Source organism: Microbacterium sp. 2FI (genome assembly GCF_005502885.1).
Classification (GTDB): Bacteria; Actinomycetota; Actinomycetes; order Actinomycetales; family Microbacteriaceae; genus Microbacterium.
In genome coordinates this window covers 60,736-86,647 of the sequence record NZ_SCMR01000011.1, presented here as the reverse complement: position 1 = coordinate 86,647, position 25,912 = coordinate 60,736, and the positions used below count along the sequence as shown (strand labels likewise).

The following is a 25,912-nucleotide window of genomic DNA, read 5'->3' as shown; positions in this document are numbered from 1 at the left end:
ATGGCCGCCAAATGGATCGAGATGCTCACCGGCTCCCTCGAGCAGAAGAAGCAGTACAAGCAGGCCGTCGCGCGCATGGACGCGCTGCCCGAGCCGTATCGAACGACCTCCAAGGCCTACCAGCGGTACTTCATGTACTACGGTGGCGTGCTCGACAGCGACAGCCTCATCACGATGTGGAGCGACTTCGCCGACCTCTGGGAGCGCGCGGCCGCCGACGGCACGCCCGTCCGCGACATCGTCGGCGACGACCCCGTCGAATTCGGCGAGACGTTCGTGCAGGCGTACTCGGGTCGCCAGTGGATCGACAAGGAGCGCACGCGCCTCGCGAAGACGATCGAGGACGCGGAGCGGGGTGAGTCGAAATGACGACGGATGCCGCCATCGCGGTCGCCGGCCTCGAGAAGTCCTTCGGCGACCTGCACGTGCTGCGCGGCGTCGACTTCGACGTCGACCGGGGCAGCATCTTCGCCCTGCTCGGCTCGAACGGCGCCGGCAAGACGACGGTCGTGCGGATCCTCGCGACGCTGCTCGCGGCGGATGCCGGCGCGGCCTCGGTCGACGGCTTCGACGTCGGCGCGGCGCCCGCGAGCGTCCGCGAGTCGATCAGCCTCACCGGCCAGTTCACCGCCGTCGACGATGTGCTGACGGGGCGCGAGAACCTCGTGCTCGTCGCGAAGCTGCGCCACCTCGACGGCCCCGGTGCGATCGCCGACGCGCTCCTCGCCCGCTTCTCGCTCACCGAGGCCGGCGGGCGCCGGACCGGAACATACTCGGGCGGGATGCGGCGTCGCCTCGACATCGCGATGAGCCTCATCGGCGACCCGTCGGTGATCTTCCTCGACGAGCCGACAACGGGCCTGGACCCCCAGGCGCGCCTCGAGGTGTGGCAGGCGGTGAAGGAACTCGCCGCCGGCGGCACCACGGTGCTGCTGACGACGCAGTACCTCGACGAGGCCGAGCAGCTGGCCGATCGGATCGCGATCCTCCACGAGGGCCGGATCATCGCGAACGGCACCCTCGCCGAGCTCAAGCGCCTGCTGCCGCCGGCGAAGGTCGAGTACGTGGAGAAGCAGCCGAGCCTCGAGGACGTGTTCCTCGCGATCGTCGGCGACGACAGCAAGGAACGATCATGACCCACTTCTTCGGCGACACCGTCGTCCTCACCGGCCGGTCGCTGCGCCACATCCTCCGCAGTCCCGACACCATCATCACGACCGCGGTGACCCCCGTGGCCATCATGATGCTGTTCGTCTTCGTCTTCGGCGGTGCGATCGACACGGGCTCGTACTCGTACGTCGACTACATGCTGCCCGGCATCCTGCTCATCACGATCGCGTCGGGCATCGCCTACACCGCGTATCGCCTCTTCGGCGACATGCAGGGCGGCATCTTCGAGCGCTTCCAGTCGATGCCGATCGCGCGGTCGAGCGCCCTGTGGGCGCACGTGCTGACGTCGCTCGTCGCCAACGTGATCTCGCTCGTCATCGTCATCGGCGTCGCCTTCGCGATGGGGTTCCGCACCGGGGCGGGGGTGCTGAACTGGCTGGCCGTGGCCGGCATCCTGATCCTGTTCACCCTGGCACTGACGTGGCTCGCCGTGATCGCGGGACTGTCTGCGAAGACCGTCGACGGCGCGAGCGCGTTCTCGTATCCGCTCATCTTCCTGCCGTTCATCAGCTCGGCGTTCGTGCCCACGGACACGATGCCGGCACCCGTCGCGTGGTTCGCCGAGAACCAGCCCGTCACCCCGATCGTCAACACGATCCGGGCGCTGTTCGCGCAGGAGCCCGTCGGCGACGACATCTGGGTGGCGCTGGCGTGGTGCGTCGGCATCCTGATCGCCGCGTACGGCGTCTCGATGGTGGTCTACCGCCGCCGGATCCGGTAGCCCGCGTCAGCGCACCTCAACTCGGGCCAGCAGCACGTGCTGCTGGCCCGAGTGCATGTCGCGGTCGGCGAAGCTCCCCTGCACGACCGGGCGCGGGAACGAGATCTTGATCGCGCGCAGCGCCGGCATCGGGAAGACCCGCACCTGCGCCGCATCGACCCGGTAGAGACCGGCGATCACGGCGGGATCGACGACAGCGGATGCCGCCACCCGCGTGAACGCGTCGTCGGTGGGCAGGAACACATCGAGGGTCATCCAGAACGGCCCGGCGTTCTTGGCGCGGACGAGGTCGGCGATCTCGTCGAGGGTCTCAGCGGCCATCGCGACCCACCTCCTCGTACTCGGTGCGGAAGAGTTCACTCTCGTCGTCGACGTCGATCGTGTGCTGCAGGACGAACTCGTAGCTCGCACCCCGCTCGATCTCGGCGGGCGAGGTCGCGAAGGCGAAGCTCGGCAGGTGCGTCATGCCCTCGAGCGGCAGGTGAAGCATGAGCGGGTTCGCGATCTTCGCGATCGCCGTCGCCGTCGTCTGATCGGCGGCACGCGCGCGGAACATGACGCCCACCTCGCGCGGCGGCTCGCCGCCCGGCTCGAGGTCGCCGAGCACCGCATTGTGGCCGTAGGCGCGCAGCTCGGCGTCGTACTCGCCGGCGGCGAGCCCGAGGTGCGATCCCGCGCGGCGTGCGAGCTCGCCCGAGAACCGAGCGAGCCACGCATCCATGTGCGCCGTGATGTGGGGATCACGGATGCCGACGAACGACACAGTTTCGTATCCCCCGATCGCGGCACCCTCGAGCTTGATCGTGGTCTGCACAGCCTCTTCGAAGACCGAGCCCTCGACCCGCGTCACGCGGTCGTTGACGGCGGCGTACACGGCGGCGCTCGTGTCGAGCGTGCCCGCAGGCTCGCGCAGGCGGAACGGGTCGGCGTTCTCGTACAGCATGTGGGCGGCGACGGTCATCGGGGTGGCTGCGGCCGAGTCGTCGAGCGGGAACACCGTGAAGCCGTCGTCGTCGATCTCGACGAGCACGCTGCCGGCGAGCGGATCCGTCGTGCACTGACTGCCGCACTCGACCGTCTTCGCCGCATGCCACGCGGGTCCGGGGGCGATGCCGCGACCGAGGGCTATGCCGGCGACCGACGTCGTATCGGACGCGCGGCCCGTGAGGATCAGATCGGACCCGGCGGCGAGCGCTGCGGTGATCGGCTCGTGTCCCATCAGCCCCACGATGTGCTCGCAGGAGTCGATGGTCGCGGCATCCAGCTCGCCCGCGGGCTCGAGCGGCGTGATGCGACCCCCGGCAAGCGCCTGGCGGACGACCTCACGGTCGAGTTCGCTGTAGATCAGCGCCATCGTGAAGCCGAGCGACTCCTCGGCCGCGATCTCACGCGCCATGCCGGCGACCCAGTCGACGCCCGAGTCGGTGCCCGAGGTGCCGCAGGTCGTGACGACGAGGGGGATCCCCGCGCCGCGCGCCGCGACGAGCAGAATGCGCAGGTCCTTCTTGAGCGAGCCGCGCGAGGTCTTGGCGATGCCGGCGCCCAGGTAGTGAGGACCGGAGTCGGTGGATCCGCCGTCGACGGCGATCGCGTCGGCCCCGAGCGCGATTCCGCGCGCGACGGTGTCGGCGATCACGCCGCCACCCAGCATCCCGATCGGGAAGATGATCCGGACGGAGCCGGGGCGGCGTGCGGCCGCGGCATCCTCCACGTCATCGTGTGAAGTCATCGGTGAGCATCCTCTCTGCATCCATAACCTATTTGCTATAGCAAATGGAGTCAAGCGCGGCGATGCCGCTGTCGCGCAATCCTCGGGAGTAGCGTGGGGGGATGCCGAGGATCGGGGCCCTGTGAGCCTTCACGACGTTCTGCCGCAGGTGGCGCGCGCCGGGTCGCTCTCGGAGCAGGTCTACCGGTCGCTGCGCGAGAGCATCGCCGACGGGCGGCTCTCCCCCGGCAGCCGCATCACCGAGCGCCAGCTCGCCGCCGCCCTCGACGTCAGCCCGACGCCCGTGCGAGAAGCGCTGAGCAAGCTCGAGCACGAGGGGCTCGTCGAGAGGGTCGGCCCCCGGCGCCTGCAGGTCGTCGACCACCCGGCTGAGACGCTGGCGGAGCTGATGGAGGTCGAGGTCATGCTCCGCGGCGCCGAGGCCCGCATCGCCGCCCGCAAGATCACGCCCGAGGCGATCGCCCGCATGCGGGGCTACATCGACGACCTCGTCGCCTCGCGCGATGCGATGACCCTCGCGCAGCAGTTCGAGCTCGCGCAGCGCTTCGACGCCGAGATCGCGCGCGCCGCCGCGAACCCGGCCCTCCGCAGCCTCATCGACAGCTACGCGATCTACGGCTCGGACTTCCGCCTCAGCCGTGCTGCCGAAGACGCGAAGGCGCCCGGTTGGGTCGAGGCCCGGATCGCCGACCACCGCGCGATCGTCGAGGTGCTCGCCGATGGCGATGAGGATGCCGCCGAGCGCGTCATGCGCGGGCACGCGCGGTCGTCGATCGAAGACCTCTGAGCGGCGGCGCTGCGCCGCGGCTGCGCCGGCCGCAGCATCCGTCCCCCGCTGTTTGGCGGTGGGACGACGCAGATTGCTGCGTGACGGCATCCTGAGTGCCTTTTGCGTCGTCTCGGCGAGCGGATGCCGATGCCCAAGCGTCCGAGACGACGCAGAGTGCCGGCTGCGGGCGCCGTCAGGACACTCTGCGTCGTTTCGGCACCGAAGCCCGGAAGCTCAGCGCCCGTAGCCGCGCATCGCGCGGTAGCCGTCGAGCGTGAACTCGGGGCTGTCGATGAAGTCGAGGTCGCGGCGCTCGGTCGTCCGCACCGCGTCGACGGCGCCGCGGAGGTCGGACAACCCCTCCCACGGCACGATCACGATCCCGTTCGCGTCGCCGTGGAGGATGTCGCCGGTGTGGACGACCTGCCCGTCGAGGTGCACCGGGTCGCCGACCTTCGACAGTTCGAAGTTCGCGTGCGACACGACGGCGTACCGCATGAAGTAGTGGAAGCCGCGCGCACGCACCTCGGCGACATCGCGCAGCGCGCCGTCGGTGACCATGCCGATCGCGCCGAGCCGGCTGGCGAGGGTCACCATGATCTCGCCCGCGTAGGCGACACGGCTGGGTGTCGCGCTGGCATCCTTCATCACGATCACCGTCGGACCGGATGCCGCCTCCAGCGCCTCCCACAGCTCCCAGTACCCGTCCTGGCGCGCCGGTCGGCCGACCGCATTGTCGACCGTGACCGTCAGCGCCGTGCCCACCATCGGGCCGAGCTCAGGGAAGGCGCACAGCACCGAACCGCCGATGTAGCCGTCGCTGCGATCGCGCAGTGACAGGCGCTCGAGCGCGTTGGCGATCGTCGGCGAGTCAATTCCGCGGAGGTAGGAGACCTCAGAATCGAGCAGGTTTCTATTTGCCATAGCAAATGGTAACGTGCTCGCATCCCGACCGGGCGTAGGTCTCGCCCGCCGCCCGAACGACAATGGAGTCAATCGTGTCCCGTGACAACGTCGCCTCGCCCGCCCGCCGGCGCTTCCATCTCCGCCTCGGCCTGCTCGTGGCGCTCGGCGTGTTCGCGCAGGAATCGGTCTGGAACTTCCACGACTCGCAGACACCGGTGACCCTCGCCGAATACACGACGAGCATCGCGCTGATCGGGCTCATCATGGGGCTCGACAACATCATCGGCATCTTCATCCAGCCGCTCATGGGCTTCTTCAGCGACCGCACCCGCTCGCGCTTCGGCCGGCGCACGCCGTTCATCCTGGCGGGGGTGCCGATCGCCGCCCTGCTGTTCATCCTCATCCCGACCGCGGGCACGTTCCCGATCCTGATCGCGATCATCGTGCTGTTCTCCCTGACGGCGAACAGCTTCAAGCCGATCACCGAGTCGCTCATCGCCGACAGTCAGGTGCCCGAACACCGCAGCAAGGCGAACGCGCTCGGCCGCGCGGCCTCGAGCCTGACGATCATCGTCTCGGCGCTGCTGAGCCTGCTCGTCGTAGATCAGAGCGTCGAACTCGCCTACATCATCGCCGCCGGTGTCATGGTGATCTGCTTCGCGATCCTGCTGATCTCGCTGCGCGAACCGCGCACCGTCGCCTACCGCGCCGTCGTCGACGAAGACCTCGAGCAGGGCCGCGAGAAGATCGGGTTCTTCGCGGTGTTCAAGGACATCTTCACCGACCGCGATCGCAGCCGCCTGTTCATGATCGGCGCCATCATCGTCACGTGGGGCGCATGGGCGGCGATCCGTGCCCTGCTCACCCTGTACGGCGTCGAGCAGCTCGGCCTGTCTCGCGGCGAAGCCGGCGGCTTCACCCTGCCCGCCGGTGTCGCGTTCCTCGTGGTCGTGATCCCGGTCGCGATCCTCTCCGACCGCTTCGGCCGCCGGCTCATGATGCGCAGCGGGATCGTCGTGTTCGCCCTCGGCGCGCTCATCGCCTTCGCCTTCAACACGTCGGAACTCGCGACCCTCATCGGGGTGCTCGTGGCCGCGTGCGGCTTCGCCGGGTTCGCCGTCAACGCCGCCGTGATGCTCTGGAACCTCGCCCCGTCGGTGCGCATGATCGGTGTGTACACGGGCATCTTCGCCGTCGCGCAGGCGATCGGCTCGTCCGCGGGCCCTGCCGCGCTCGGCGCCCTGGTCGATGCGACCGACTGGAGCTTCCTCATGCTGTTCCTCGTCGGCGTCTCACTCGTCGGGCTCGCCCTCACGTTCGGCGTCCGCCGCGAGTACTCCCAGGCGCAGCTCGACGAGATGGCGTTCGTCGACGCCGAGAGCGCCGGCTGATCCGGGCGGCGTCCGGCCCGGCATGACCGCACGCGACGAGCGCCGCGCCTTCGGCTGGCGGTTCACCGCACCGCTGCTGCTGGCGGCGGCCCTCAACCCGATGAACAGCTCGATGCTGGCGACGGGCCTCACCGACATCGGACGCGAGTTCGCCGTCAGCCCCGGCGCCGCCGCCGCCCTCGTCTCGGTGCTCTACCTCTGCAGCGCGATCGCGAACCCCGCTGTCGGCCGGCTCGGCGCCGTCTTCGGCGCCCGCCGGGTGTTCGCGGTGGGGCTCGGCATCGTGATGCTCGGCGGTCTCGTCGGCGCCTTCGCACCGTCGTTCGGCTGGCTGGTTCTCTCGCGCGCGCTCATCGGCATCGGAACATCGGCGGCGTTCCCCACCTCGATGACGCTCGTCCGCGCACGCGCCGACCGGGCGGAGCTCGAGACGCCGACGCGCACCCTCGGACTGTTCTCGATCGCCGCGCAGGTCTCGCTCGTGATCGGACTCCCCCTCGGAGGACTGCTGACCGGGCTCCTTGGCTGGCGATGGCTCTTCGCCGTCAACGTGCCGCTCGCCGTGATCGCCCTCGTCGCCGTGCTGCGCTGGGTCGACCGCGATCCGCCGCGCACGCCCCGGCCACCGCGTGCCCTGCTCGCCGAGCTCGACCTCCCCGGGATCGCCCTCTTCGGCGCGACCACGGCCGGGCTCCTACTGTTCCTCGTCGACCTCGAGTCCCCGCGGTGGTGGCTGCTCGGCGCGACGGCGGCCCTCGGCATCCTGCTCATCGTGTGGGAGCGGCGCTCCAGCAGCCCGCTCATCGACGTGCGCTTCCTCGCATCCGCGCCCCCCCTCGCCCGCACGTACCTGCGCCAGCTGCTCACGGGTCTCGCCGTCTTCACCGCCTTCTACGGCCTCAGCCAGTGGATGGGTGCCACGGCGGGCCTGGGCGCCGCCGCGATCGGCGTCATCCTGCTGCCGCTCTCGGTCGTCAGCGTGGTCCTGGCCCGCCTCGTGTCGGTGCGCGGCTGGGTGCGCGGCGCGCTCATCGGCGGCGCGATCGGATTGATCGCGGCGGGCGGGATGCTGCTGCTCGTGCACGCGGAGGCGCCGGCGCTCGTGGCATCGCTCGTCGCGGTCGCGGTCGTCTACGGCATCGCGTACGGCCTCACTACGGTGGCGACCCAGACCGCGATGTACATCCAGTCCCCGGCCGACCAGATCGGCACGGCGGCGGGGCTCCTGCGCACCTCGAACTACCTCGGCGCGATCTTCTCGGCGAGCGTGATCGCGGTGACGTTCGGCGACGTGCCGACGAATGCCGGACTCCACGCGCAGGGCTGGGTGGTCGCCGCCCTCGGCGCCGCGCTGCTCCTGCTCACGTTCGACCGGCGGCTGCCGTGGCGGGCGGGCTGATCCCGGCGCTTGACGCCGAGGTAGTTCACAGGCAAAACTATCGCCACGGCGCGCCATCGGGGTCGCGCTTCGAGCGGAGCCGCCCATGAGCCTCGACGCGACACGGCTCACCGCCGTGATCTCGCCCTTGCGGCGCGCGCTGCTCTCCGCCGCCCGCGCGCAGGAGGGGCTCCCCGACATCCCTGACGCGCAGGTCGAGATCATCCGGGCGCTGCCGCGCGGCACCGTGGCCTCACCCAGCGAACTCGCCGTGCGGCTCGGCCTCGGCCGGTCGACGGTGAGCAACCTGCTCGCTGCGATGGAGCGCTCAGGTCTCGTGACGCGTCGCACGCGCTCCGAGGATCGACGCCAGGTCGACGTCGAGGCTTCGCCTGAGGCGCTCGGCTACTTCGGGCGCTTCGATGCAGCGGCCTCGTCGATCGTGACGGCTGCCGCAGCCTCGCTCTCGGCCCACGACATCGACGCGCTCGCCGCCGCGGTTCCGGCGCTCGAGCGGCTGCGAGATCTGCTCGTCGACCGACAGCTCGAAGGCGGCGAGGAATCCCCCCGACCCACACCCCGCAAGGAGGCGGAATGACCACTCTGCGTCAGCGCATCACGCGCTCGCTCGACGCCAGAACCCACAAGGGCGTCGAACTCGGGCCGTACGGGATCGAGATCGAGCGCGACCTGCGCGTGCCGATGGACGACGGCGTCGAGCTGCTCGGCGACCTGATCCGCCCGATCGGCTCCGTCGATCCTGGACTGCCGACCATCGTCATGCGCAGCCCATACGGCCGCCGCGGTCCCTTCGGAGGCACCGCCCGCGCACTCGCGTACGACGGCTTCCCGGTGTTCGTGCAGAGCTGCCGCGGAACGTGGGGCTCGCAGGGCCGCTTCTCGCCGCAGATCGACGAGCAGCGCGACGGCATCGCGACGCTCCGCTGGGTGAGGCGCCAGCCGTGGTTTTCCGGAAAGCTCGCGACCTTCGGGCCGAGCTACCTCGGCTTCACCCAATGGGCCGTCGCCGGGAAGTTGCAGCGCGACGAGCCCGAGACCGCGCAGGATGCCCTCGTGCTCCACATCACGATGCCCGACTTCGGCGCGATCACGTGGGACAACGGCGCGTATTCGCTGCGGAACGCCCTCGGCTGGACGCGCATGATGGACCGCATGCGCCGCGGCCCGTTCGCGCTCATCGGCATGGCGTTCCCCGACCCCAAGCTCGAGCGCGCGTTCGATGTGCTGCCGCTGAGCGCGGGCGACAGCGCCGTCATCGGCGCACCCAACCACTGGTACCAGGACTGGGTCGCCCACGAGAAGCTCACCGACGAGTTCTGGACCCAGCAGTCGCACACCGCCTCGGTGGCCGACGTGACCGCTCCGGTGGCGATGCTCACCGGCTGGTACGACATCTTCCTGCCGTGGCAGCTGCGCACGTACGCGCAGCTCGTCGCGGCGGGCAACCAGCCGTGGCTGACGGTCGGGCCGTGGGGGCACACGTCGCGCGAGATGGGGATCCCCGCGCACACCGAGACGATCGGCTTCCTCCGCGAGGTCTTCACGGATGCCGCGGCCGGCCGCACCGCGCCCGTTCGCGCGTTTCTCACCGGCGCCGACCAGTGGCACGACCTCACCGCGTGGCCTCCGCCCGGGTCGGAAGCGCAGGATTGGTTCCTGCACGAGGGCGGCGGGTTCGGCATCGAGGCTCCCGCCGGCGGAACGACCCGCTACCGCTACGACCCCGTCGACGCGACGCCCGCCGTCGGCGGGCCGAGTCTCACCCCCGACACCCTCCCCGTGGACAACGCCGCCCACGAGCAGCGCGCCGACGTGGCGGTCTTCCGCGGTGAGGTGCTCGCCGAGCCCGTCACGATCGCGGGCGAGCCTGTCGCCCGCGTGCGCGTGCGCTCGTCGGCGACGTCGTTCGACGTGTTCGTCCGCATCACCGACGTGCACCCCGACGGCCGCGTGCTGACGGTCTGCGACGGCATCCGCCGCATCGGCTCGATCGGCACGACGGCGACCGATCCGGCGCCCGATGCCGACGGCTTCCGCGAGGTCGATGTCACCCTCTGGCCGGCTTTCCACCGCTTCGCGCCGGGTCACCGCATCGGCGTGCAGATCAGCTCGGGCGCACATCCCCGCTATGCGAGGAATCCCGGCACGGGTGAGGCTGCTGCCGTGGCGGCATCCGTCGTCGTCGCCGAGCAGGAGATCGCGCACGACGGCATCTCAGCCTCGCGACTGAGCCTTCCGATGTGGGCGTCATGAGCGCGACACCGGTGGTCCCCGGCCTCGAGCACGCATTCGACGTCGTCGTCGATCTCGGCCCTCTCGACGACTACGGCGTGACCCGCGTCGGGCACCGGCGGGTCGTCCCGATCATCGGCGGGCGCATCTCAGGCGGGCTCGATGCCGAGATCCTCACCGGCGGCGCCGACTGGCAGGTGCTGTGCTCCGACGGATCGATCGAGATCGACGGCCGATACTCGGCGCGGACCGATGCCGGCGAGCTTCTCTACCTGCAGGTGTCGGGGGTGCGCAGCGGTCCGCCGGCCGTCCTCGAGGCCCTGCTGCGGGGCGAGTCGGTCGAGGCGTCGGAGTACTACTTCCGTACGACCCTGCGCATCGAGACCTCGGCGCCGCGCCTGGCCGAGTACGAGCAGGCGCTCTTCGTGGCGTCGTGCGTGCGCGAGGCCGACCACGTGCGGTACGCGGCGTACCGCCTGACCTGACGAAGCCGGCTCAGTCGACTCAGCGCAGGCGGAACACCCGGATGCAGACATGCCCGGGCTCGGGGCGGGCATAACCCACGAACTGCCCCTCGGTGAGCCAGCGATGCTGCTCGGCGCCCGTCTGGAAGACGAACGCGGTGCGGTAGTACAGCTCATCCTCGCCGATGTCTTCGCCTTCGAGCAGACGCCGCTCGATGTCTTCATCCGCGTGCCAGTAGCCGCGGTTCACGACGTCGATGGCCGCGCCATCGGCGGCCTCGATGACGTAGCGGGCGTCGAGCTGCGTCGTCGCGCCGCGTGTCACCCACCAGTCCGCACCGACGGGTAAGACCCGCCCGCTGAGGCGCGGCCCTGTGATCGTCCCGCCGGTGATCGGCGTGACGTTCAGGTCCTCGGATGCCGATCGCCCCACCCGGATCGGATCGGCGACGGCGACCTGGAGCTCGAACACGAACTCCAGCCCCGGTTCGAACGCGCTCACCGGACGACCGATCCGACACGAGCGTCGACGGGGGTGAGGCCCCCGAGCGCGGCCTCGACGTCGCGGGCTGCCGCGAGCGCGATGTGATCCGCGTTGCGGGGTGCGATCAGCTGCACTCCGGTCGGGAGCCCGTCCTCGTCGAGGCCGGTCGGAAGGGCCACCGCGGGCAGGCCGAGGAAGTTGACCGCGACGAGCAGCCTGTGGTCACGCCACAGTTCAGTGGTGGCGGCAGGCCCCGAGAGATCGAACCCGATCTCGGGCATCCGCCGGGCCGACACCGGTCCGAGGATGACCGGGTACTCCGCCTGGAACCTCTCCCACGCGCCCGCCACGATCGCACGCTGAGCCCAGGCTCCGCCATACGCCTGACCGCTCTCGAGCACCTCGGTCTCGCTGGCGTTGTCGAGGAAGTACTGCGTCGACGCGGCACTCAGCGGCTGCGGCAGCGCGCCGGGCAGGAACGCCCCCACCATCTCGGTCGTGGAGATCTGACGCCACAGCGTCGCGGCCTCTTCGAGCATGGGCGGCTCGACCTCGACGACGTCCCAGCCTGCGGCGGCCAGTGCGTCGGCCGCCCGCACGATCGCGGCCTCGACCTGCGGATCTACCCCCCAGCCGAGCGGATCGCGCACGACGGCGACGCGCTTGGGGCCGTCGTACGACGTGGGATGCGCGATCGTCGTGACCGTCGGATCGCTGCCGTCGGCACCGTGGATGAGGGTGAACGCGACATCGAGATCGTCGACGGTGCGCGCGATCGGGCCGTTGACGGCGAAGAAGAGCAGCGAGAGCGCGACGGGCTCGGTGACCTCGAGCGTCGGCGCCGGAATGCGGCCCGCCGAGGGCCGCAGCGCACACACCCCGGCGGCGTACGCCGGGAGCCGGAGCGAACCGCCGTAGTCATTGCCGAGCCCCAGCGGCGTCATGCCGGTGGCGACCGCCACTGCATCGCCGCCGCTCGAGCCGCCCGGCACCCGTGACGGGTCCCACGGATTGAGCGTGCGGCCGAACAGGTCGTTGTCGGTGTCCCACCGCAGCCCCCAGTCCGGCATGTTGCCGCGCCCGATCGGAATCGCCCCGGCATCGAGGAGGCGCCGCACCATCGTCGCGTTGTGCAACGGCACGGCGTCGGCGAGGAAGGTCCAGCCGCTGGTGGACGCCGACCAGGTGAGGTCGATGTTCTCCTTGACGGTGAACGGCACGCCCGCGAGCGGGCCGGGGTCGCCGCCGGCGTCGAGCGCGGCGTCGACCTGATCGGCGAGCGCGCGCGCCCGCTCGTGGAAGACGACGGTCAGCGCGTTGACGACCGGGTTCACCTCGTCGATGCGATCCAGGTGCGCGTCGATCACCTCACGTGCCGTCGCCGAGCGCGAGCGGATCGCATCCGCGAGCTCGCGGAGATCGAGATGCCAGAGCGGTCGAACGTTCATTTCTTCTCTCCTCGAGGAGCCACGATGGGCGTCGTCGTCGTCGCCACCGTGGGCAGCGACGCGGTTCGGTTCGGCAGGCGCCGGCGTGGCACCCATCCGTCCCGCGGAATGGAATCCAGCAGCATCCGGGTGTAGTCCTCGCGCGGCCGGTTCATCACCTCGTCGATCGACCCCTGTTCGACGACGCGGCCCGCGCGCATCACCACGACGCTGTCGCACACGCGGCGCACGGTCGTCAGATCGTGCGAGATCATCAGAAGCGCGACACCGGTCTCGCGGCGGATGCTGTCCAAGAGCGTGAGGATCTCGACCTGCGTCGTCACATCCAGTGCCGAGACGGCCTCATCGAGCACCAGGATCTCGGGCTCCGCCGCCAACGCCCGTGCGATCGCGACGCGCTGACGTTGTCCGCCCGACAGCGAGCGCGGCTTCGCGTCGGCAAGGGCCAGGTCGAGTGTGACCGCGGTCATCAGCTCATCGACGCGAGCGTCGACCTCGGCGCGCGGGACCGACCGGCGATGGACCGCAACCGCCTCGGCGAGGCACTGCCTCACGCTCTGACGACGGTCGAGCGACTGGTAGGGATCCTGGAACACCATCTGGGCGATGCGGGCCCGTGCGCGCCGGTCGCGCGCTCGGCGCGCGGGCATCGTCCAGTCCTCGCCCTTGACCGTCACGGTGCCGGAGTCTGCCTGCTCGAGCCCGCAGATGATGCCCGCGGTGGTCGATTTCCCCGAGCCTGACTCGCCGACGATGCCCAACGAACCGCCCGGAGCGAGCGTGAAGCCCACGTCGTCGACGGCGACGAACTCCTCACGCCCGCCGGCAGCGGCACGGATGCGGAACGTCTTGCGCAGGGAGTCCACGACGAGCACCGGCGCGGCCGCCGGACCGGCGCCCACCAGCAGATCGGCCGGGAGCGACGCCGAGAGCAGCCGCCGGGTGTACGGGTCGGCGGCATCCTGTCGCATCCGCCCCGCCTGCACCGTCTCGATCGTGCGACCGTGCTGCATGACGGCGATCCGATCGCAGACCGCAGCGGCCAGCGCGAGATCGTGGGTGACGAACAGCAGGGCGAGGTCGCGGTGCTTGCGGAGGTCGGCGATGACCGCCATCACCTCCTCCTGCGTGGTGACATCGAGCGCCGTGGTGATCTCGTCGGCGAGCAGGATCAGCGGGTCCATCGCCAGGGTCGCGGCGATCATGACGCGCTGCAGCAGCCCGCCGGAGAGATCGCCCGGCCGCTGCTTCATGCGGCGATCCGGGTCGGGGATGCCGACCTCGGCGAGCAGATCCCGGGCGCGCCGGTTCGCGGCATCCGGCTTCTCCCCTGCGACCGAGATCAGCGCCTCCGTCATGAAGTCGCCGATCGAGCGCAGGGGGTTCAGGTGCGCTCGCGGGGTCTGGAAGACCATGCCGAGACGACGGGCGCGGATGTCTCGAAGGCGCGTCGTCGGCACCGCCGACACATCTTCGCCGTCGAGGCGTATCACGCCGCCCTGGACGAAGCCGTCGGGCAGGAGGCCCGCGACGGCGCGGACCGACAGCGTCTTCCCCGAGCCCGATTCGCCGACCAGCCCGAGCGCTTCGCCGGCGCGCACCTGGAGTGTGCAGTCGTGCACCAGGGTGTGCGGCTCACGGTCTCCAGGCGCCGCGATCGACAGGTGGTCGAGTTCGAGGACGAGATCGCTCATCGGTCGGCCCTTTCCGCCCAGATCGAAAGCCGTGCGCCCAGAACGTTGACGGCGAGCACGGTGACCACGACGAACATCGCCGGGAACATCGACTGCTCGGGCGCGCCGTTGAGCAGCGACGGCTGCCCGCTCGCGATCATCACGCCCCAGTCGGACGCGGGCGGCTGGGCGCCGAGACCCAGGAAGGAGATCGCTGCGAGATCGAGCATCGCGTAGCCGAAGCCGACCGTGGACTGCGCCACGATCGCTGGCAGGAGTGCGGGCACGACGTGGCGGACGCAGATCGCGAAGGACCCCACACCCTGGATCCGCAGCGCCGCGATGTAGGGCTTGGCGAGCTCCTGCCTCGCCGTCGCCCGCACCAGGCGCGCCACGATCGGCACATAGGCGATCGAGAGCGCGACGATCGGTGCGATGAGCCCCTTGCCGAACATCGAGACCGCGAGGATCGCCAGCACGAGACCGGGGATCGCGAAGATCACCTCGATGAGGCGAGAACTGATCCCGTCCACCCAACCGCCGAACCACGCCGAGCTGATCGCGATCAGCGATCCGAGCAGCGACGACGCGATGACGACCGCGATGGGGCCGATGACGCTGGAGCGGGCACCCACGAGAACGCGCGAGAAGATGTCGCGGCCGAGGTCGTCGGTGCCCATCCAGTGGGCCGGTGACGGCGCGCCCGACGCGTCGCCGACGAACAGCTCGTTCGGATCGTAGGGCGCCAGCAGCGGGCCGAACAGCGCCATCGCCACGACCCCTGCCAGGACGATCCCGGCGGTGATCAGCAGCGGATCCCGCGTTGCCATCCGCCGGGCGAAGGAGGGAATCCGACCGCCGGCGAGCTGCGCGACGCTCATGCTCGCCTCCTCGGCTTGACGGAATCCGGATCGATCACGGCGATCGCGACGTCGGCCGCGGCGTTGAGCACCACGAAGAGGATCACGAGCAGCAGCGAGATCGCCTGCACGACCGGCAGATCCTTGCGCGCGGCCGCTTCGGTCAGCAGCGACCCCAGCCCGCCGAGTCCGAACGCCTGTTCGGCGATCGCGGAGACGGCGAAGAGTCCGGCGACCGTGGCGCCCGAGATCGCGAGAATCTGCGGAGAGGCGTTCAGGAAGACGTGGCGACGGAAGATGCGCCCGCGCGGGATGCCGCGCACCCGAGCGGTGTCGACGTGCTCGGAGTGGAGCTGGCCGACGACCGCGCCGCGCGTGATGCGGCTGAGGTAGGCGATGTAGAGCACCGCGAGCGATATCGCCGGGAGCGTCAGGTGGTAGAGCATGTCGAAGAACCCCTCGCCCGCGCCGTACACGGGGAACCATCCGAGCACTCGCCCGAACACCCAGATCAGCAGGATCGCGACGACGAAGGTGGGCATCGCGACGCCGAAGGACGTGGCCAGAAGCACCGCGCGATCCGTTCGCGCGCCGCGCGTGGCGGCGAGGATCCCCGAGCCGATGCCGAAGACGACGATCAGCACCAGCGTGTAGATCACCAGGACGAGCGTGATCCCGAACCGCGGCGCGATGAGTTCGACCACCGGCGTCTTGTACACGAACGAGGTTCCCAGGTCGCCGGTGAGAACGCCGCCCACCCAGTGCAGATACTGCACCCAGATCGGGTCGTCGAGGTGATGCTGCTCGCGGATGAGCGCGATCATCTCGGGCGTCGGGCGGATGCCGCCCGCGAGCGCGACGACCGGGTCTCCGGGGGTGAGCAGCAGAGCCGAGAAGATCACGACGCTGGAGAGGAACAGGGTGAGCAGAAGTCCACCGAGCTTGCCGACGAGCTGTCGGGCCACGTGGGCGTTCATCCGGTCCCTCCCGTCCTCTCCAGCGCCGCGTGATTCATTCGCCGGTCACTCGCCGCCGAGGCGCAGCGCCCACGGGCTCGAGTATGCGGCCACCGACGTCGTCACTCCGGTGAGTGCATTGTTCAGGAATGTCGTGTGGTACGAGCCGGCGAGCGTCACCTGGAGCATGTCGGGCGCGAAGATCTCCTGCGCTCCGACGTAGGCCTCTGCGGCCCCGACGGGGTCGGGCGTGGTGCGCGCCGCCTGCAGCTGCGCCGTCACCGCCGGGTCCGCGTAACCGCTCCAGTTGAAGATCCCGCCCATCGCCGGGGGCAGCAGGAACAGCTGCGGGTAGGCGAGCACACCGGGAGTCTCGGTGTAGCCGGTGGTCGCGACGAAGTCGATGCTCTCGCGGGGACCGGGGTCAGGAAGGAAGATCGCCGCGAAGTCAGCGGCCTGACGCTCGTCGATCTCGACCGTGAGGCCGATCTGCTCGGCCGCACTCTGGATGATCGCCGCCGTCTGCGACAGCTCCTTGCTCCCTGCCGGGATCGCGATCCGAAGCGGAACGGAGGTGTCCTCGCCGGACTCCTCGACGAGAGCCCGCGCGGCATCCAGATCGACCGCCGGCGCGGCGAGCGCGTCGTAGCCGGCCTGGTAGACCTCGGCCGCAGCCGCCCCCGACCACGAGAACGGCGCGACGAAGGTGCTCTGAGGCTGTCCGAGGCCGTTCAGCACCGTCGAGATGTAGAGCTCGCGATCGATGGCGAGGCTCAGCGCCTGACGGATCTGGGGGTTGGCGCCGGCGCCCGTGTCGCGCGTCGGCCCGAACGAGAACGACGCCGTGGAGGGCCCCACGACGAGGCGTCCTTCGTCGGACGATTCGAAGGCGTCGCGGCTGGCGGGCGAGACGTTGAAGGCGCCGTCGACCTCGCCTTCGAGGAGGGCGTTCGTGAGCGTGGTGCCGTCGGGGATGAACCGGAAGGTCAGCTTCTTCACCAGAGGCGCGCCATCCCAGTAGTCCTCATTGGCAACCAGGACGATCTCGCTCCCCGGCGTCCAGCTCTCGAGCGAGAACGGTCCTGCGCACATCAGCTCTCCGCCCGAGGTGCCGAGCGCGGCACCCTGAGCCTCGCTCACCGCCTTGCTGAGCACGGCACCCGAGCCGCCCGCGAGCGCGTCACGGAAGGTCGAGTCGGGCGCGACGAAGCGAACGGTCACCTGACGCTCCCCCGTGACCGATATGCCGCCCTCGGGTGCGACGAGCACGAACGCGCCGTAGAACGCCGACGTCACATCGGTGCGATGACGCTCGAGCGTGTACACGACGTCCTCCGGCGTCACCGGGGTGCCGTCCCAGAAGGTGACGTCAGGCCGCAGATCGATGACGAAGCTGACCGGGTCGACCCAGTCGGCGCTCTCGGCGATGCCGGGGCCGACGGTGAAGTCGGGCTGAACGCGCAGCAGGCTGTCGCAGAGGTTGGGCTGGACGAAGTTGTAGTCGAGGCCCGGCACGAGCGAGCGCGGCTCGCCCTCGACGAGTCCCCAGATCACCTCGTCGATCTCCTCGGTTCCGGCGGGGAGTGCGGTGACCAGCTCGATCGGGCCGGGCGCGGCCTCGTCGGTCGGGTTCGCATCCGCATCACGCGGCGTGCATCCTGCCAGCATCGCGAGCGCGACACCTGCCGCGACGGTCGCGGCGACCTTGCCTCGAGTTCTCATCTCGGATCCTTTCGGGTGGAAGTGGTTCAACTTTATACAACAGTGTTGTATATCAATGTTGCATTTAGATTACGGTCACGGTTAGGGTGTGTGACATGCCTCGAGAGGTGGATGCCGACCAGCGGCTTGCCGACATCGCCGAAGCGACCGTCCAGGTCGCCCGCACCATGGGTGCGCACGCCGTCACGATCCGCTCGGTAGCCGGGGAGCTGGGCGGGTCGACGACGCTCGTGACGAACTACCTGCCCACGCGCGCGGCGCTCATCCTCAACGCGCTCGATCACGGACGCGACCGCTGGCGCGGAGAACGCGATGCGGCGCTCGCTGCGGCGGCGCCCGGCGACCGGCTCCGCATCCTCCTCGACTGGTCGCTGAGCTCGACCAGCGACGATCCGGTGCTGCGCACCCTCATCCTCGAGATCGTCGCCAACGCGAGCGTCGAACCGGTGATGCGTGAGGCGCTGCAGCACGAGTCGGTCGAGTTCCAGGCGTTCCTCGAGCAGGCCGCGGCCGAGTCCGGCTTCGCCGATCCTCATAGTGCGGCGCAGCTCGCCTACCTCCTGGTCCGCGGCGCATACATCGCGACGATCGAGGATTCCGAGCATTGGAGCGAGGCGCACGTGCGCGGCCTCGTCCACGCCGCGATCGACGCGCTCCCGCGCGCAGTGGATGCGGGCCATCACCGCACCACGTAGACGCGGATGCAGACCTGGCCGTCTTCGTCTCGCGCCAAGCCGATGAACTGGTGCTCGGCGAGCCAGCGGTGACGCGGGGAGTCGGTCTGGAAGACCGGAGCCGTGCGGAAGTAGTACTCCTCCTCCGCAACCGCCTCCCCCGCCTCCACGCGCGCCATCACCTCGGCTGTGGCCCGGTAGTAGCCGCGGTTAAGGATGTCGATGACGGCTCCGTCGTCGGCGCGCAGCAGGTACCGCGCCTCGAGCTGCGCCGTTCCCGACCGCTCGACGGCCCAGTCCCCACCGCCCGCGATCACCTCGCCGCGGAGCAGCGGACCGGCGACGGATCCGCCGGTGATGGGGGTGAAGGTGAGTTCCTCGTCGACGCTCCGGCCGATACGGAGGTAGGGCGCGATGTCGACGCGGATCTCGAAGGCGTACTCGAGGACGGGTTCGTTCATGACGACGCTCCTGATGGCTGGTCGGTGGCGGAAACGGTCACGGTGAGGCAGAAGGGGTCTTCCCCGCCGAGGGTCAGCTGCTGACGGTTGACACGGGTCTCGACCGCACCCCAGGGCTCTTCGCCGGTGCCCGGCTGCGGCAGGAACTCGGGGAAGTCGCTGCTGGACACGTGCACGCGCAGGCGGTTCCCGGCATCCACTCGATAGCCGATCTGCCCCAGGTCGATCTCGACCCGCGCCGGGGTCCCGGCATCCCGGATCTGGATCTGCCCTCGCGCGATCCGCAGCGCCGAGCCGTCGGGATCGACGTCGAGCAGGCGCACGAAGACGTCCATGACCGGCCCGTCCGAGCTCGCGACGAGCACGGCCCGCACAGGTCCGGTGAAGTCGACGGCGCGCTCGAAGACGTCGGTCGTGAACACCAGCACGTCTTCCCGGGAGCCGAGCGGAGATTCGTCCGGCGCGTAGCGGAGGAACGAGAAGGCGTCGGGGACGCTCGACGGCACGAGATCCCGCGGGTCATGGATCCACTCCACGACGGAGCGCTCGAGCGGCGGTTCGGCCGCGAGTCGCCCGTCCGCCGTCGCGAAGAGCACCGAGGTTCGGGCCCCGACCGGCGGCCACGTGTCCGACTGTCGCATGCCGTGCGTACCCGCGAGGTTCCAGCTCACCCGGGCGATGTCGCCGGGCGAACCGGCGCCGCGCACGAACACCTCGAAGAAGTCGAGCGCCGGATCGAGCATGCGCGACAGTTCGGCGCGCAGCTGCGCTTCGGAGCGGTGCTCCACACGCGCGGACTCCGGATCGTCCAGGTAGTACGACTCGTGGTCCATCGACTCGATGCGCAGGAAGTGATTCAGCGCCCACGCCGGGTGGCGGTCGATCTCGGAGACGTCTGCCCACGACAGCGGTGCGCAGTTGTCCCACCAGCCGATGGTGTGGAGGGTCGGCACCGCTCGCGCCGCGAAGGGGCTGCCGTCGGGGAATCGGGGCAGGTGCACCGGGTGCGGGTACCACAGGTCGTACGACGGCGATCGGCTGCCGAGCTCCGCCATCACCTCTTCGGCCTGCGCGCTGAAGGGACGCCGCTCGAGGTCGAGGTCCCAGAAGTACGCGTCTCGGGAGTGGAAGTAGGTCAGCGGGTACAGCAGGGTGATCGCCCACTCGACGGGCCCGATGCGCTCTCCGGGGGCGAAGCGCACCGGCTCCCCCAGCTGCGTGCCGGTCACGCGAGGCGCGATCGCCTTGAGCGCAGGGTGACCGGATGCCGCGGCCGCCCACTGCGTGTAGCCGTAGTAGCTGTCGCCCCACATCGCCACGCGCCCGTTCGACCAGCGCTGCCGGATGACCCACTCGATCGTGTCGAAACCGTCGTCGACCTCGTTCACGAACAGCAGCGCCTCGCCGTCGGAGCGGAACTTGCCCCGCACGTCCTGCGCGACGACCCGGTAGCCGCGCGCCGTGAAGTACTCGGCGATCAGCGGGATGTAGGTGTAGTCGCCGCTCTTGTCGTATGGGAGGCGGATGAGGATCGTGTCGCCCGGTGAATCATCGGGCAGGTCCGCGCCTCCGGGGAGATAGACGTCGGCGGCGAGGTGCACGCCGTCGCGCATGCGCACGCGCTCCTCGGTCGCGGCGGGACTGACGGGCGCCGGCCCCACATGCACGATCTCCACCACGTCGTCTCTCCTCTCACGGTGAGAGACACGCTAGGGCGCGAAACGTAGTTAGTCAAGGCCGACTAGACAATAAATGCGATAAGGTCGGGATGCCGAGTCCGAAGGAGGCACCGATGGCTCGTCCGTCCGTCGCACAGGAGCGAACGCAGCAGATCGTCGAAGCGACGATCCGCGCGATCGGCACGCACGGCATCACCGGGGCGAGCCTCGAGCGCATCGCCGAGGAAGCCGGGATGTCACGCGGCCACGTCCGCCACTTCGTGGGCAATCGCGACGAGCTGCTTCGGGTGAGCGCCCGCCAGTTCTACTACGAGGGTGCGCAGGACGAATCGATCCTCCCCCTCGGAATCTCCGATATCGCCGGCACCCTGGACTACCTGTTCGGTGCGGACTTCTCCGCTCCCGGCAATGACAACGCGGTCGTGTTCGGCTTCGTCGAAGCCGCCCGCGGCGACCCGGCACTCGCCGAGCTGCTGACGGCCGCCTATCAGGGCACTCACCGCGCGATCGCCCGGATGCTCGAGGTCGCCTACCCGACCGCCGAGCCCGCGGCTCGCGAGGCCGTCGCCTACGGCGTGCTGGGGATCGCCCTGCACAACGTGTTCCTCAACGACATCGCCTCCACCACGACCGATCCCGCGACGCCGCGTGCCGCGGCGGAGCGCCTGATCACGACACTGACGTAGCGACGGGCATCGCCACCAACCGCGCGCGCAGTTCGCGCCGGAGGATCTTGCCGGCGGCCGACTTCGGCACCGTCTCGCAGAAGACGACCCGGCGGATGCGCTTGTACGGACTTACCCGCTCGGCGACGTAGTCGATGAGCTCCTCGGCGCTCAGTCCGTCGTCACCGCGGGGCACGACGAACGCGACCGGGATCTCCCCCACGTCTGCCTGCTGCTCGCCGATCACGGCGGCGTCGGCGACCAGTGGATGCGCGACAAGGATGGCCTCGAGCTCGGCCGGCGGCACCTGGTAGCCCTTGTACTTGATGAGCTCTTTCAGCCGGTCGACGATGTAGACGTTGCGATCCGCGTCGACCGTGACGAGGTCTCCGGTGTGCAGGAAGCCGTCGGCGTCGAGCGTCTCGACCGTCGCCGCGGGATTGTCGAGGTACCCGCTCATCACGTTCGGCCCCCGCACCCACAGTTCGCCGACCTCGCTCACGCCCTCCGCCGGTGGATGGATCGACCGCCCGTCGAGCCCCACGATGCGGTTCTCGGTGCCCGGCACCGGTGTGCCGACGCTCGCGTGCGGCGCCGATTCGCCGCGGCCGACGAAATGCGAGACCGGGCTCATCTCGCTCATCCCGTAGCCCTGCCGCATGATCACGCCGAGCCGGCGCTCGACAGCCGCACTGAGCGCCTCGTCCAGCGGCGCCGCCCCCGAGAACAGCTCGCGCAGGCTCGACAGGTCGGCGTCGTCGACGCTCGGGTGCTTGGCGAGCGCGAGGGCGATCGGCGGGGCGATGAAGGCGAATGTGGCGCTATGGCGCTCGACGAGCGCCAGGAACTGAGCGAGATCGAACCGCGGCATGGTGACGAGGGTCGCACGCCGACGTAGCGCGAGGTTCACCAGCACCGTCATGCCGTAGATGTGGAAGAACGGCAGCACGGCGATGACGACGTCGTCGCGGTCGACCCCCATGCGGTCCTCGATCTGCACGACGTTCGCGACGAGGTTGCGGTGGCTCAGCCGCACGCCCTTGGGGTGCCCCGTCGTGCCCGACGAGAACGGCAGCACCGCATCATGTTCCGGCGGGGCCCAGCCGACAGGGTGGTCACCGGGCGACGCGGTCAGGGCGACCAGATCGAAGACTCTGTCCTCCGCGATCCCTCCCACCTCCGCCGCGGCACGCCCGACCGCGACGAGATCCGGGTGCGAGATCACCCAGCGCGCGCGGGCCGCCTGTAGCTGACGCTCGACGTCATCGGCGGTCGAGAGCACCGGCACCGTCGTGACGGTCGCGCCGATCGCGCCGCACGCGTGGTACGCGATGACGAACTGCGGCGAGTTCGGAGCGTGCAGCGCCACGACGTCACCGGCGACGACGCCCCGGCCTTCGAGGGCCGCGGCGGTGGCGTCGACGCGGGCGATGAGCTGGGCGTAGGTCAGCACCTCGCCGCTCGGCCCGTCGATGACGGCCGGCCGGTCGGCGTCGGCGGCATCGACCGCGCCCAGCACGAACTCCTGGAGCGAGCAGTCGGGGATCACGGGATCGGGGAACGGGCTGGAGAACGTCACGAGAGACCTCTTCGTCTGCGGTGGGATGGGGACGGGAACGACTCAGGATGCTGCGGCGACGCGCTCGCGCGAGCCGATAGATACGGCGGCCTCGGTGCCCTCGCGGATCGCGCGCTTGGCATCGAGCTCGCCGGCCAGCCGCGCGCCGCCGATGATGATCGGGCGCGCGCCGAGGGCGCGCAGTTCTCGGTCAAGATGATCGACCGAGACCTGGCCGGTGCACAGCACGACGGTGTCGGCATCCAGCTGCCGACGCGTGCCGTCGATCGTGACCTCGATGCCGGCATCCGTGATCTGCTCGTACGCGACGCCGGCGTAGAAGGCGACCCCGCGATGGCGCAACTCGGCGCGGTGGATCCATCCGGTCGTGCGGCCGAGGCCGGCGCCGGGCTTGGTGGCCTTGCGCTGCAGCACCGTCACGGTCCGGCGACTCTTCGCGGGGCCGGGGGCGATGAGCCCGCCCCGGATCGACGGGTCTGCGGTGACGCCCCAGTTCGCGAAGAAGCGGTCACGGTCGAGTGCTGTCGAGGCGCCGTCCTGGGTGAGGAAGACGGCGGTGTCGAAGCCGATGCCGCCGGCACCGAGGATCACGACGCGATCGCCGACAGGCGCCTCGCCCCGGAGCACCCGGGCGTAGTCGACCACGTGCCGCAGGGCGAGTCCGGGGATCTCGGGCACGCGCGGCGCGACACCGGTCGCGAGGATGATCTCGTCGAAACCCTCGGCGACCAGATCCGCGGCGGTGACCGCCGTGCCCGTGCGCACCTCGACGCCCCGACGCGCGAGCTCGCCGCGGAAGTAGCGCAGCGTCTCGGCGAACTCCTCTTTGCCGGGGATGCGGCGGGCCAGATCGAACTGACCGCCGATGTCGTCGCGAGCTTCGAACAGCGTGACGCGATGCCCGCACTCCGCGGCAGCGGTGGCTGCTGCGAGACCCGCCGGACCGGCGCCGACGACCGCGACGGACAGGGCGTTGCGGGTGCGTCCGAGGACGAGCACCGTCTCGTGGCACGCGCGCGGGTTCACCAGGCACGAGCTCACCTCACCCGCGAGGGTGTGGTCGATGCAGGCCTGATTGCAGCCGATGCAGGTGTTGATCGCGTCGGGGCTGCCCGCGCGCGCCTTCGCGACGAAGGCGGGATCGGCCAAGAGGGGCCGCGCGAGCGAGATGAGGTCGGCGTCGCCGGCGCTGAGGATGTCCTCGGCGGTCTGCGGAGTGTTGATGCGGTTCGATGCGGCGACCGGGATGCCGACCGCCTCTTTCACCGCACGCGTGAACACCGCGAACGCCGCGCGGGGAACGCTCGTGGCGATCGTCGGCACGCGCGCCTCGTGCCAGCCGACGCCGGTCACGATCATGTCGACGCCTGCCTCCTCGAGTCCGCGCGCGAGGTCTCGGACTTCGTCGAGCGTGCTGCCGCCCGGCACAAGGTCGGCGACCGAGAGCCGGAACGACAGGACGGCGTCGGCGCCGAGCGCCTTACGCACGGCCGCGACCACGGCGAGCGCGAACGCGCGTCGGCGAGCGCTGTCTCCGCCCCAGCGGTCGTCCCGGCGGTTCGTCGCCGGCGCGAGGAACTCGTTGACGAGGTAGCCCTCCGATCCCATGATCTCGACCCCGTCGTAGCCGGCGAGGCGGGCGAGACGCGCAGCGTTGCCGTAGTCCGCGATCGTCCGGTCGATCTCGGCGGCCGTCAGTTCGCGCGGGACGCGGCGTGAGATCGGCGCCCCGAGCCCGGAGGGTGCGACCAGGTCGTCGTGCTCGGCGTAGCGGCCGAAGTGGAGGAGCTGCAGCAGGATGATCCCGCCTTCGGCGTGCACGGCATCCGTCACCGTCCGATGAGGCGGTACGTGCCCCTCATCGGCGAGCACCGCACCGTCGGGCCACGGGCGCCCGTCGGCGTTCGGCGAGACGCCGCCGGTCACGATGAGCGCGACCCCGCGGCGAGCGCGTTCGGCGTAGAAGGCGGCCATGCGCTCGAAGCCGCCGGGCCGCTCCTCGAGCCCGAGGTGCATCGAGCCCATGACGACGCGGCTGGACAGAGTCCGCGGCCCGACGCGCAGCGGCGACAGCAGCAGCGGGTACGCGGTCATCGGGCGAGAGCGGGAACACTCGCGCGGATGAAGCGCACCACGTCGTCGAGCACCTCGTCGCGGTTGATCTCGTTGAAGATCTCGTGCCGCGCGCCGTCGTAGCGGATGTGTGCTCCGTCGACGCCGATCACGTGGCGCGCGGCGGGTTCGGCGTGGACGTACGGCGCGACCGAGTCGTCGCCGCCGTGGAGCCAGATGGCGGGGATGCCGGCACTCGGCCCGGCCGAGATGTCGTCGAGGCCGGTGCCGATCGCCAGGAGCGTCTGGCGCAGGAACGGGCCGTGGTGGACGAGGGTGTCGGCGGCATATGCCTCGCCGGTCGCCGGATCCCGCGAGAGCGACGCCGGATCGATCGGCACGTCGGGGATCGGATCGAGGAAGGCGAGCGCCTGCAGATCCGGGTTGCCGCCGATGTACGGCCCGCTGAGGACGAGAGCGTCGAGAGAACCGGCGCCGCCGAGCTGGACGAACCGGGTGGCGATCGCGCCGCCCATCGAGTGGCCGATCAGCACGATCGGCAGACCGGGACGGGCCGCGCGGGCGTCGTCGATGACCACGGCAAGGTCGCGGGCGAAGTCGTCGAAAGTCTCGACCGCGACACGCTCGCCGCCCGAGCGGCCATGGCCGAAGTGGTCGGGCGCGACGACCTCGGCGCCCTCGTCGACGAGGCGCTCGGCCACGTGGTCGTAGCGCCGGGCGTGCTCGCCGTAGCCGTGGGCGATGACGGCGACGAACGCCGCACCCGGGTTCTCCCATCGCCACACGACGATCTCGTCGCCGGTGACACCCGTGAACGACGTCGTCGTCGGTTCGGTCAGCTGGTTCATGCGGTCCTT

At 70.2% G+C, this 25,912-nt stretch carries 25 protein-coding genes; 11 read left to right on the top strand and 14 right to left on the bottom strand.

Annotation, left to right across the window (positions count from 1 at the left end; genetic code table 11):
• Genes FFS15_RS10755 through FFS15_RS10745 form a run of 3 tightly spaced genes read left to right on the top strand, consistent with a single transcriptional unit; the run spans nucleotide 1 to nucleotide 1,891 of the window.
• A complete protein-coding gene (locus FFS15_RS10755; RefSeq protein WP_137845022.1) occupies nucleotides 1-369 on the top strand; it encodes a DUF1048 domain-containing protein in 369 nt (122 codons plus the stop codon).
• The gene (locus FFS15_RS10750) at nucleotides 366-1,136 is read left to right on the top strand and encodes an ATP-binding cassette domain-containing protein (protein ID WP_137845021.1); all 771 of its coding nucleotides are present in this window, start codon (nucleotides 366-368) and stop codon (nucleotides 1,134-1,136) included. Before FFS15_RS10755 ends, FFS15_RS10750 begins: the two co-directional genes overlap by 4 nt.
• The gene (locus tag FFS15_RS10745; RefSeq protein ID WP_137845020.1) at nucleotides 1,133-1,891 is read left to right on the top strand and encodes an ABC transporter permease; all 759 of its coding nucleotides are present in this window, start codon (nucleotides 1,133-1,135) and stop codon (nucleotides 1,889-1,891) included. The genes FFS15_RS10750 and FFS15_RS10745 overlap by 4 nt, the downstream gene beginning before the upstream one ends.
• 6 nt (nucleotides 1,892-1,897) lie before the next feature.
• Here FFS15_RS10745 and FFS15_RS10740 read toward each other — a convergent pair whose 3' ends face one another.
• The gene (locus FFS15_RS10740) at nucleotides 1,898-2,212 is read right to left on the bottom strand and encodes a DUF4387 domain-containing protein (protein ID WP_137845019.1); all 315 of its coding nucleotides are present in this window, start codon (nucleotides 2,210-2,212) and stop codon (nucleotides 1,898-1,900) included.
• Nucleotides 2,202-3,620 carry an acyclic terpene utilization AtuA family protein gene (locus tag FFS15_RS10735; protein ID WP_137845018.1) on the bottom strand — a complete coding sequence of 473 codons (1,419 nt, stop codon included), beginning with the start codon at nucleotides 3,618-3,620 and terminating at the stop codon, nucleotides 2,202-2,204. Before FFS15_RS10735 ends, FFS15_RS10740 begins: the two co-directional genes overlap by 11 nt.
• Nucleotides 3,621-3,741: 121 nt before the next feature.
• Between FFS15_RS10735 and FFS15_RS10730 the strand changes: the two genes are divergently transcribed.
• On the top strand, nucleotides 3,742-4,407 hold the full coding sequence (locus FFS15_RS10730; RefSeq protein ID WP_171013166.1) for a GntR family transcriptional regulator: 666 nt from the start codon (nucleotides 3,742-3,744) through the stop codon (nucleotides 4,405-4,407).
• A 216-nt stretch (nucleotides 4,408-4,623) separates the two neighbouring features.
• Here the strand turns inward: FFS15_RS10730 and FFS15_RS10725 are convergent, their stop codons facing one another.
• On the bottom strand, nucleotides 4,624-5,313 hold the full coding sequence (locus tag FFS15_RS10725) for an RraA family protein (RefSeq protein ID WP_137845016.1): 690 nt from the start codon (nucleotides 5,311-5,313) through the stop codon (nucleotides 4,624-4,626).
• Nucleotides 5,314-5,387: 74 nt separating this feature from the next.
• Here FFS15_RS10725 and FFS15_RS10720 point away from each other — a divergent pair, with 74 nt between their 5' ends.
• From FFS15_RS10720 to FFS15_RS10700, 5 genes are all read left to right on the top strand, one after another.
• A complete protein-coding gene (locus FFS15_RS10720; protein ID WP_212743140.1) occupies nucleotides 5,388-6,686 on the top strand; it encodes an MFS transporter in 1,299 nt (432 codons plus the stop codon).
• Between the two features lie 22 nt (nucleotides 6,687-6,708).
• A complete protein-coding gene (locus FFS15_RS10715) occupies nucleotides 6,709-8,085 on the top strand; it encodes an MFS transporter (protein ID WP_137845014.1) in 1,377 nt (458 codons plus the stop codon).
• An 85-nt stretch (nucleotides 8,086-8,170) separates the two neighbouring features.
• Nucleotides 8,171-8,662, top strand: a complete 492-nt coding sequence (locus FFS15_RS10710) for a MarR family transcriptional regulator (protein WP_137845013.1) — start codon at nucleotides 8,171-8,173, stop codon at nucleotides 8,660-8,662.
• Nucleotides 8,659-10,338: a CocE/NonD family hydrolase gene (locus tag FFS15_RS10705; protein WP_137845012.1), complete on the top strand. Its 1,680-nt coding sequence runs from the start codon at nucleotides 8,659-8,661 to the stop codon at nucleotides 10,336-10,338. Before FFS15_RS10710 ends, FFS15_RS10705 begins: the two co-directional genes overlap by 4 nt.
• Complete coding sequence (locus FFS15_RS10700) at nucleotides 10,335-10,802, top strand: DUF3237 domain-containing protein (RefSeq protein WP_137845011.1); 468 nt, start codon at nucleotides 10,335-10,337, stop codon at nucleotides 10,800-10,802. Before FFS15_RS10705 ends, FFS15_RS10700 begins: the two co-directional genes overlap by 4 nt.
• A 19-nt stretch (nucleotides 10,803-10,821) precedes the next feature.
• On the opposite strand, the gene FFS15_RS10695 is transcribed toward FFS15_RS10700, so the two are convergent.
• Genes FFS15_RS10695 through FFS15_RS10670 form a run of 6 tightly spaced genes read right to left on the bottom strand, consistent with a single transcriptional unit; the run spans nucleotide 10,822 to nucleotide 17,924 of the window.
• Nucleotides 10,822-11,283 (bottom strand): DUF3237 domain-containing protein, encoded by a 462-nt coding sequence (locus tag FFS15_RS10695; RefSeq protein WP_137845010.1) that lies wholly within the window; start codon nucleotides 11,281-11,283, stop codon nucleotides 10,822-10,824.
• The gene (locus FFS15_RS10690; RefSeq protein WP_137845009.1) at nucleotides 11,280-12,713 is read right to left on the bottom strand and encodes an amidase; all 1,434 of its coding nucleotides are present in this window, start codon (nucleotides 12,711-12,713) and stop codon (nucleotides 11,280-11,282) included. The genes FFS15_RS10695 and FFS15_RS10690 overlap by 4 nt, the downstream gene beginning before the upstream one ends.
• Nucleotides 12,710-14,407, bottom strand: a complete 1,698-nt coding sequence (locus FFS15_RS10685) for an ABC transporter ATP-binding protein (RefSeq protein ID WP_137845008.1) — start codon at nucleotides 14,405-14,407, stop codon at nucleotides 12,710-12,712. The genes FFS15_RS10690 and FFS15_RS10685 overlap by 4 nt, the downstream gene beginning before the upstream one ends.
• Nucleotides 14,404-15,267, bottom strand: a complete 864-nt coding sequence (locus tag FFS15_RS10680) for an ABC transporter permease (RefSeq protein WP_137845007.1) — start codon at nucleotides 15,265-15,267, stop codon at nucleotides 14,404-14,406. Before FFS15_RS10680 ends, FFS15_RS10685 begins: the two co-directional genes overlap by 4 nt.
• Nucleotides 15,264-16,223, bottom strand: coding sequence for an ABC transporter permease (locus FFS15_RS10675; protein WP_137845006.1), 960 nt, complete (start codon nucleotides 16,221-16,223; stop codon nucleotides 15,264-15,266). The genes FFS15_RS10680 and FFS15_RS10675 overlap by 4 nt, the downstream gene beginning before the upstream one ends.
• Nucleotides 16,224-16,268: 45 nt before the next feature.
• Nucleotides 16,269-17,924, bottom strand: coding sequence for an ABC transporter substrate-binding protein (locus tag FFS15_RS10670; RefSeq protein ID WP_249353959.1), 1,656 nt, complete (start codon nucleotides 17,922-17,924; stop codon nucleotides 16,269-16,271).
• Nucleotides 17,925-18,019: 95 nt separating this feature from the next.
• Here FFS15_RS10670 and FFS15_RS10665 point away from each other — a divergent pair, with 95 nt between their 5' ends.
• A complete protein-coding gene (locus FFS15_RS10665) occupies nucleotides 18,020-18,619 on the top strand; it encodes a TetR family transcriptional regulator C-terminal domain-containing protein (protein ID WP_137845005.1) in 600 nt (199 codons plus the stop codon).
• Here FFS15_RS10665 and FFS15_RS10660 read toward each other — a convergent pair.
• Together FFS15_RS10660 and FFS15_RS10655 are read right to left on the bottom strand one after the other, a co-directional pair.
• A complete protein-coding gene (locus FFS15_RS10660) occupies nucleotides 18,604-19,059 on the bottom strand; it encodes a DUF3237 domain-containing protein (protein ID WP_137845004.1) in 456 nt (151 codons plus the stop codon). The two genes, FFS15_RS10665 and FFS15_RS10660, sit on opposite strands and share 16 nt — an antisense overlap.
• A complete protein-coding gene (locus FFS15_RS10655; RefSeq protein ID WP_249353956.1) occupies nucleotides 19,056-20,738 on the bottom strand; it encodes a CocE/NonD family hydrolase in 1,683 nt (560 codons plus the stop codon). Before FFS15_RS10655 ends, FFS15_RS10660 begins: the two co-directional genes overlap by 4 nt.
• 113 nt (nucleotides 20,739-20,851) lie before the next feature.
• Here FFS15_RS10655 and FFS15_RS10650 point away from each other — a divergent pair, with 113 nt between their 5' ends.
• Nucleotides 20,852-21,424, top strand: coding sequence for a TetR/AcrR family transcriptional regulator (locus FFS15_RS10650; protein WP_171013165.1), 573 nt, complete (start codon nucleotides 20,852-20,854; stop codon nucleotides 21,422-21,424).
• On the opposite strand, the gene FFS15_RS10645 is transcribed toward FFS15_RS10650, so the two are convergent.
• Genes FFS15_RS10645 through FFS15_RS10635 form a run of 3 tightly spaced genes read right to left on the bottom strand, consistent with a single transcriptional unit; the run spans nucleotide 21,408 to nucleotide 25,903 of the window.
• Nucleotides 21,408-22,982 carry an AMP-binding protein gene (locus FFS15_RS10645; protein ID WP_137845002.1) on the bottom strand — a complete coding sequence of 525 codons (1,575 nt, stop codon included), beginning with the start codon at nucleotides 22,980-22,982 and terminating at the stop codon, nucleotides 21,408-21,410. The genes FFS15_RS10650 and FFS15_RS10645 overlap by 17 nt on opposite strands.
• A gap of 42 nt (nucleotides 22,983-23,024) precedes the next feature.
• On the bottom strand, nucleotides 23,025-25,076 hold the full coding sequence (locus FFS15_RS10640) for an NADPH-dependent 2,4-dienoyl-CoA reductase (protein WP_137845001.1): 2,052 nt from the start codon (nucleotides 25,074-25,076) through the stop codon (nucleotides 23,025-23,027).
• Nucleotides 25,073-25,903 (bottom strand): alpha/beta hydrolase, encoded by an 831-nt coding sequence (locus FFS15_RS10635; protein WP_137845000.1) that lies wholly within the window; start codon nucleotides 25,901-25,903, stop codon nucleotides 25,073-25,075. Before FFS15_RS10635 ends, FFS15_RS10640 begins: the two co-directional genes overlap by 4 nt.
• Nucleotides 25,904-25,912 lie beyond the last annotated feature (9 nt).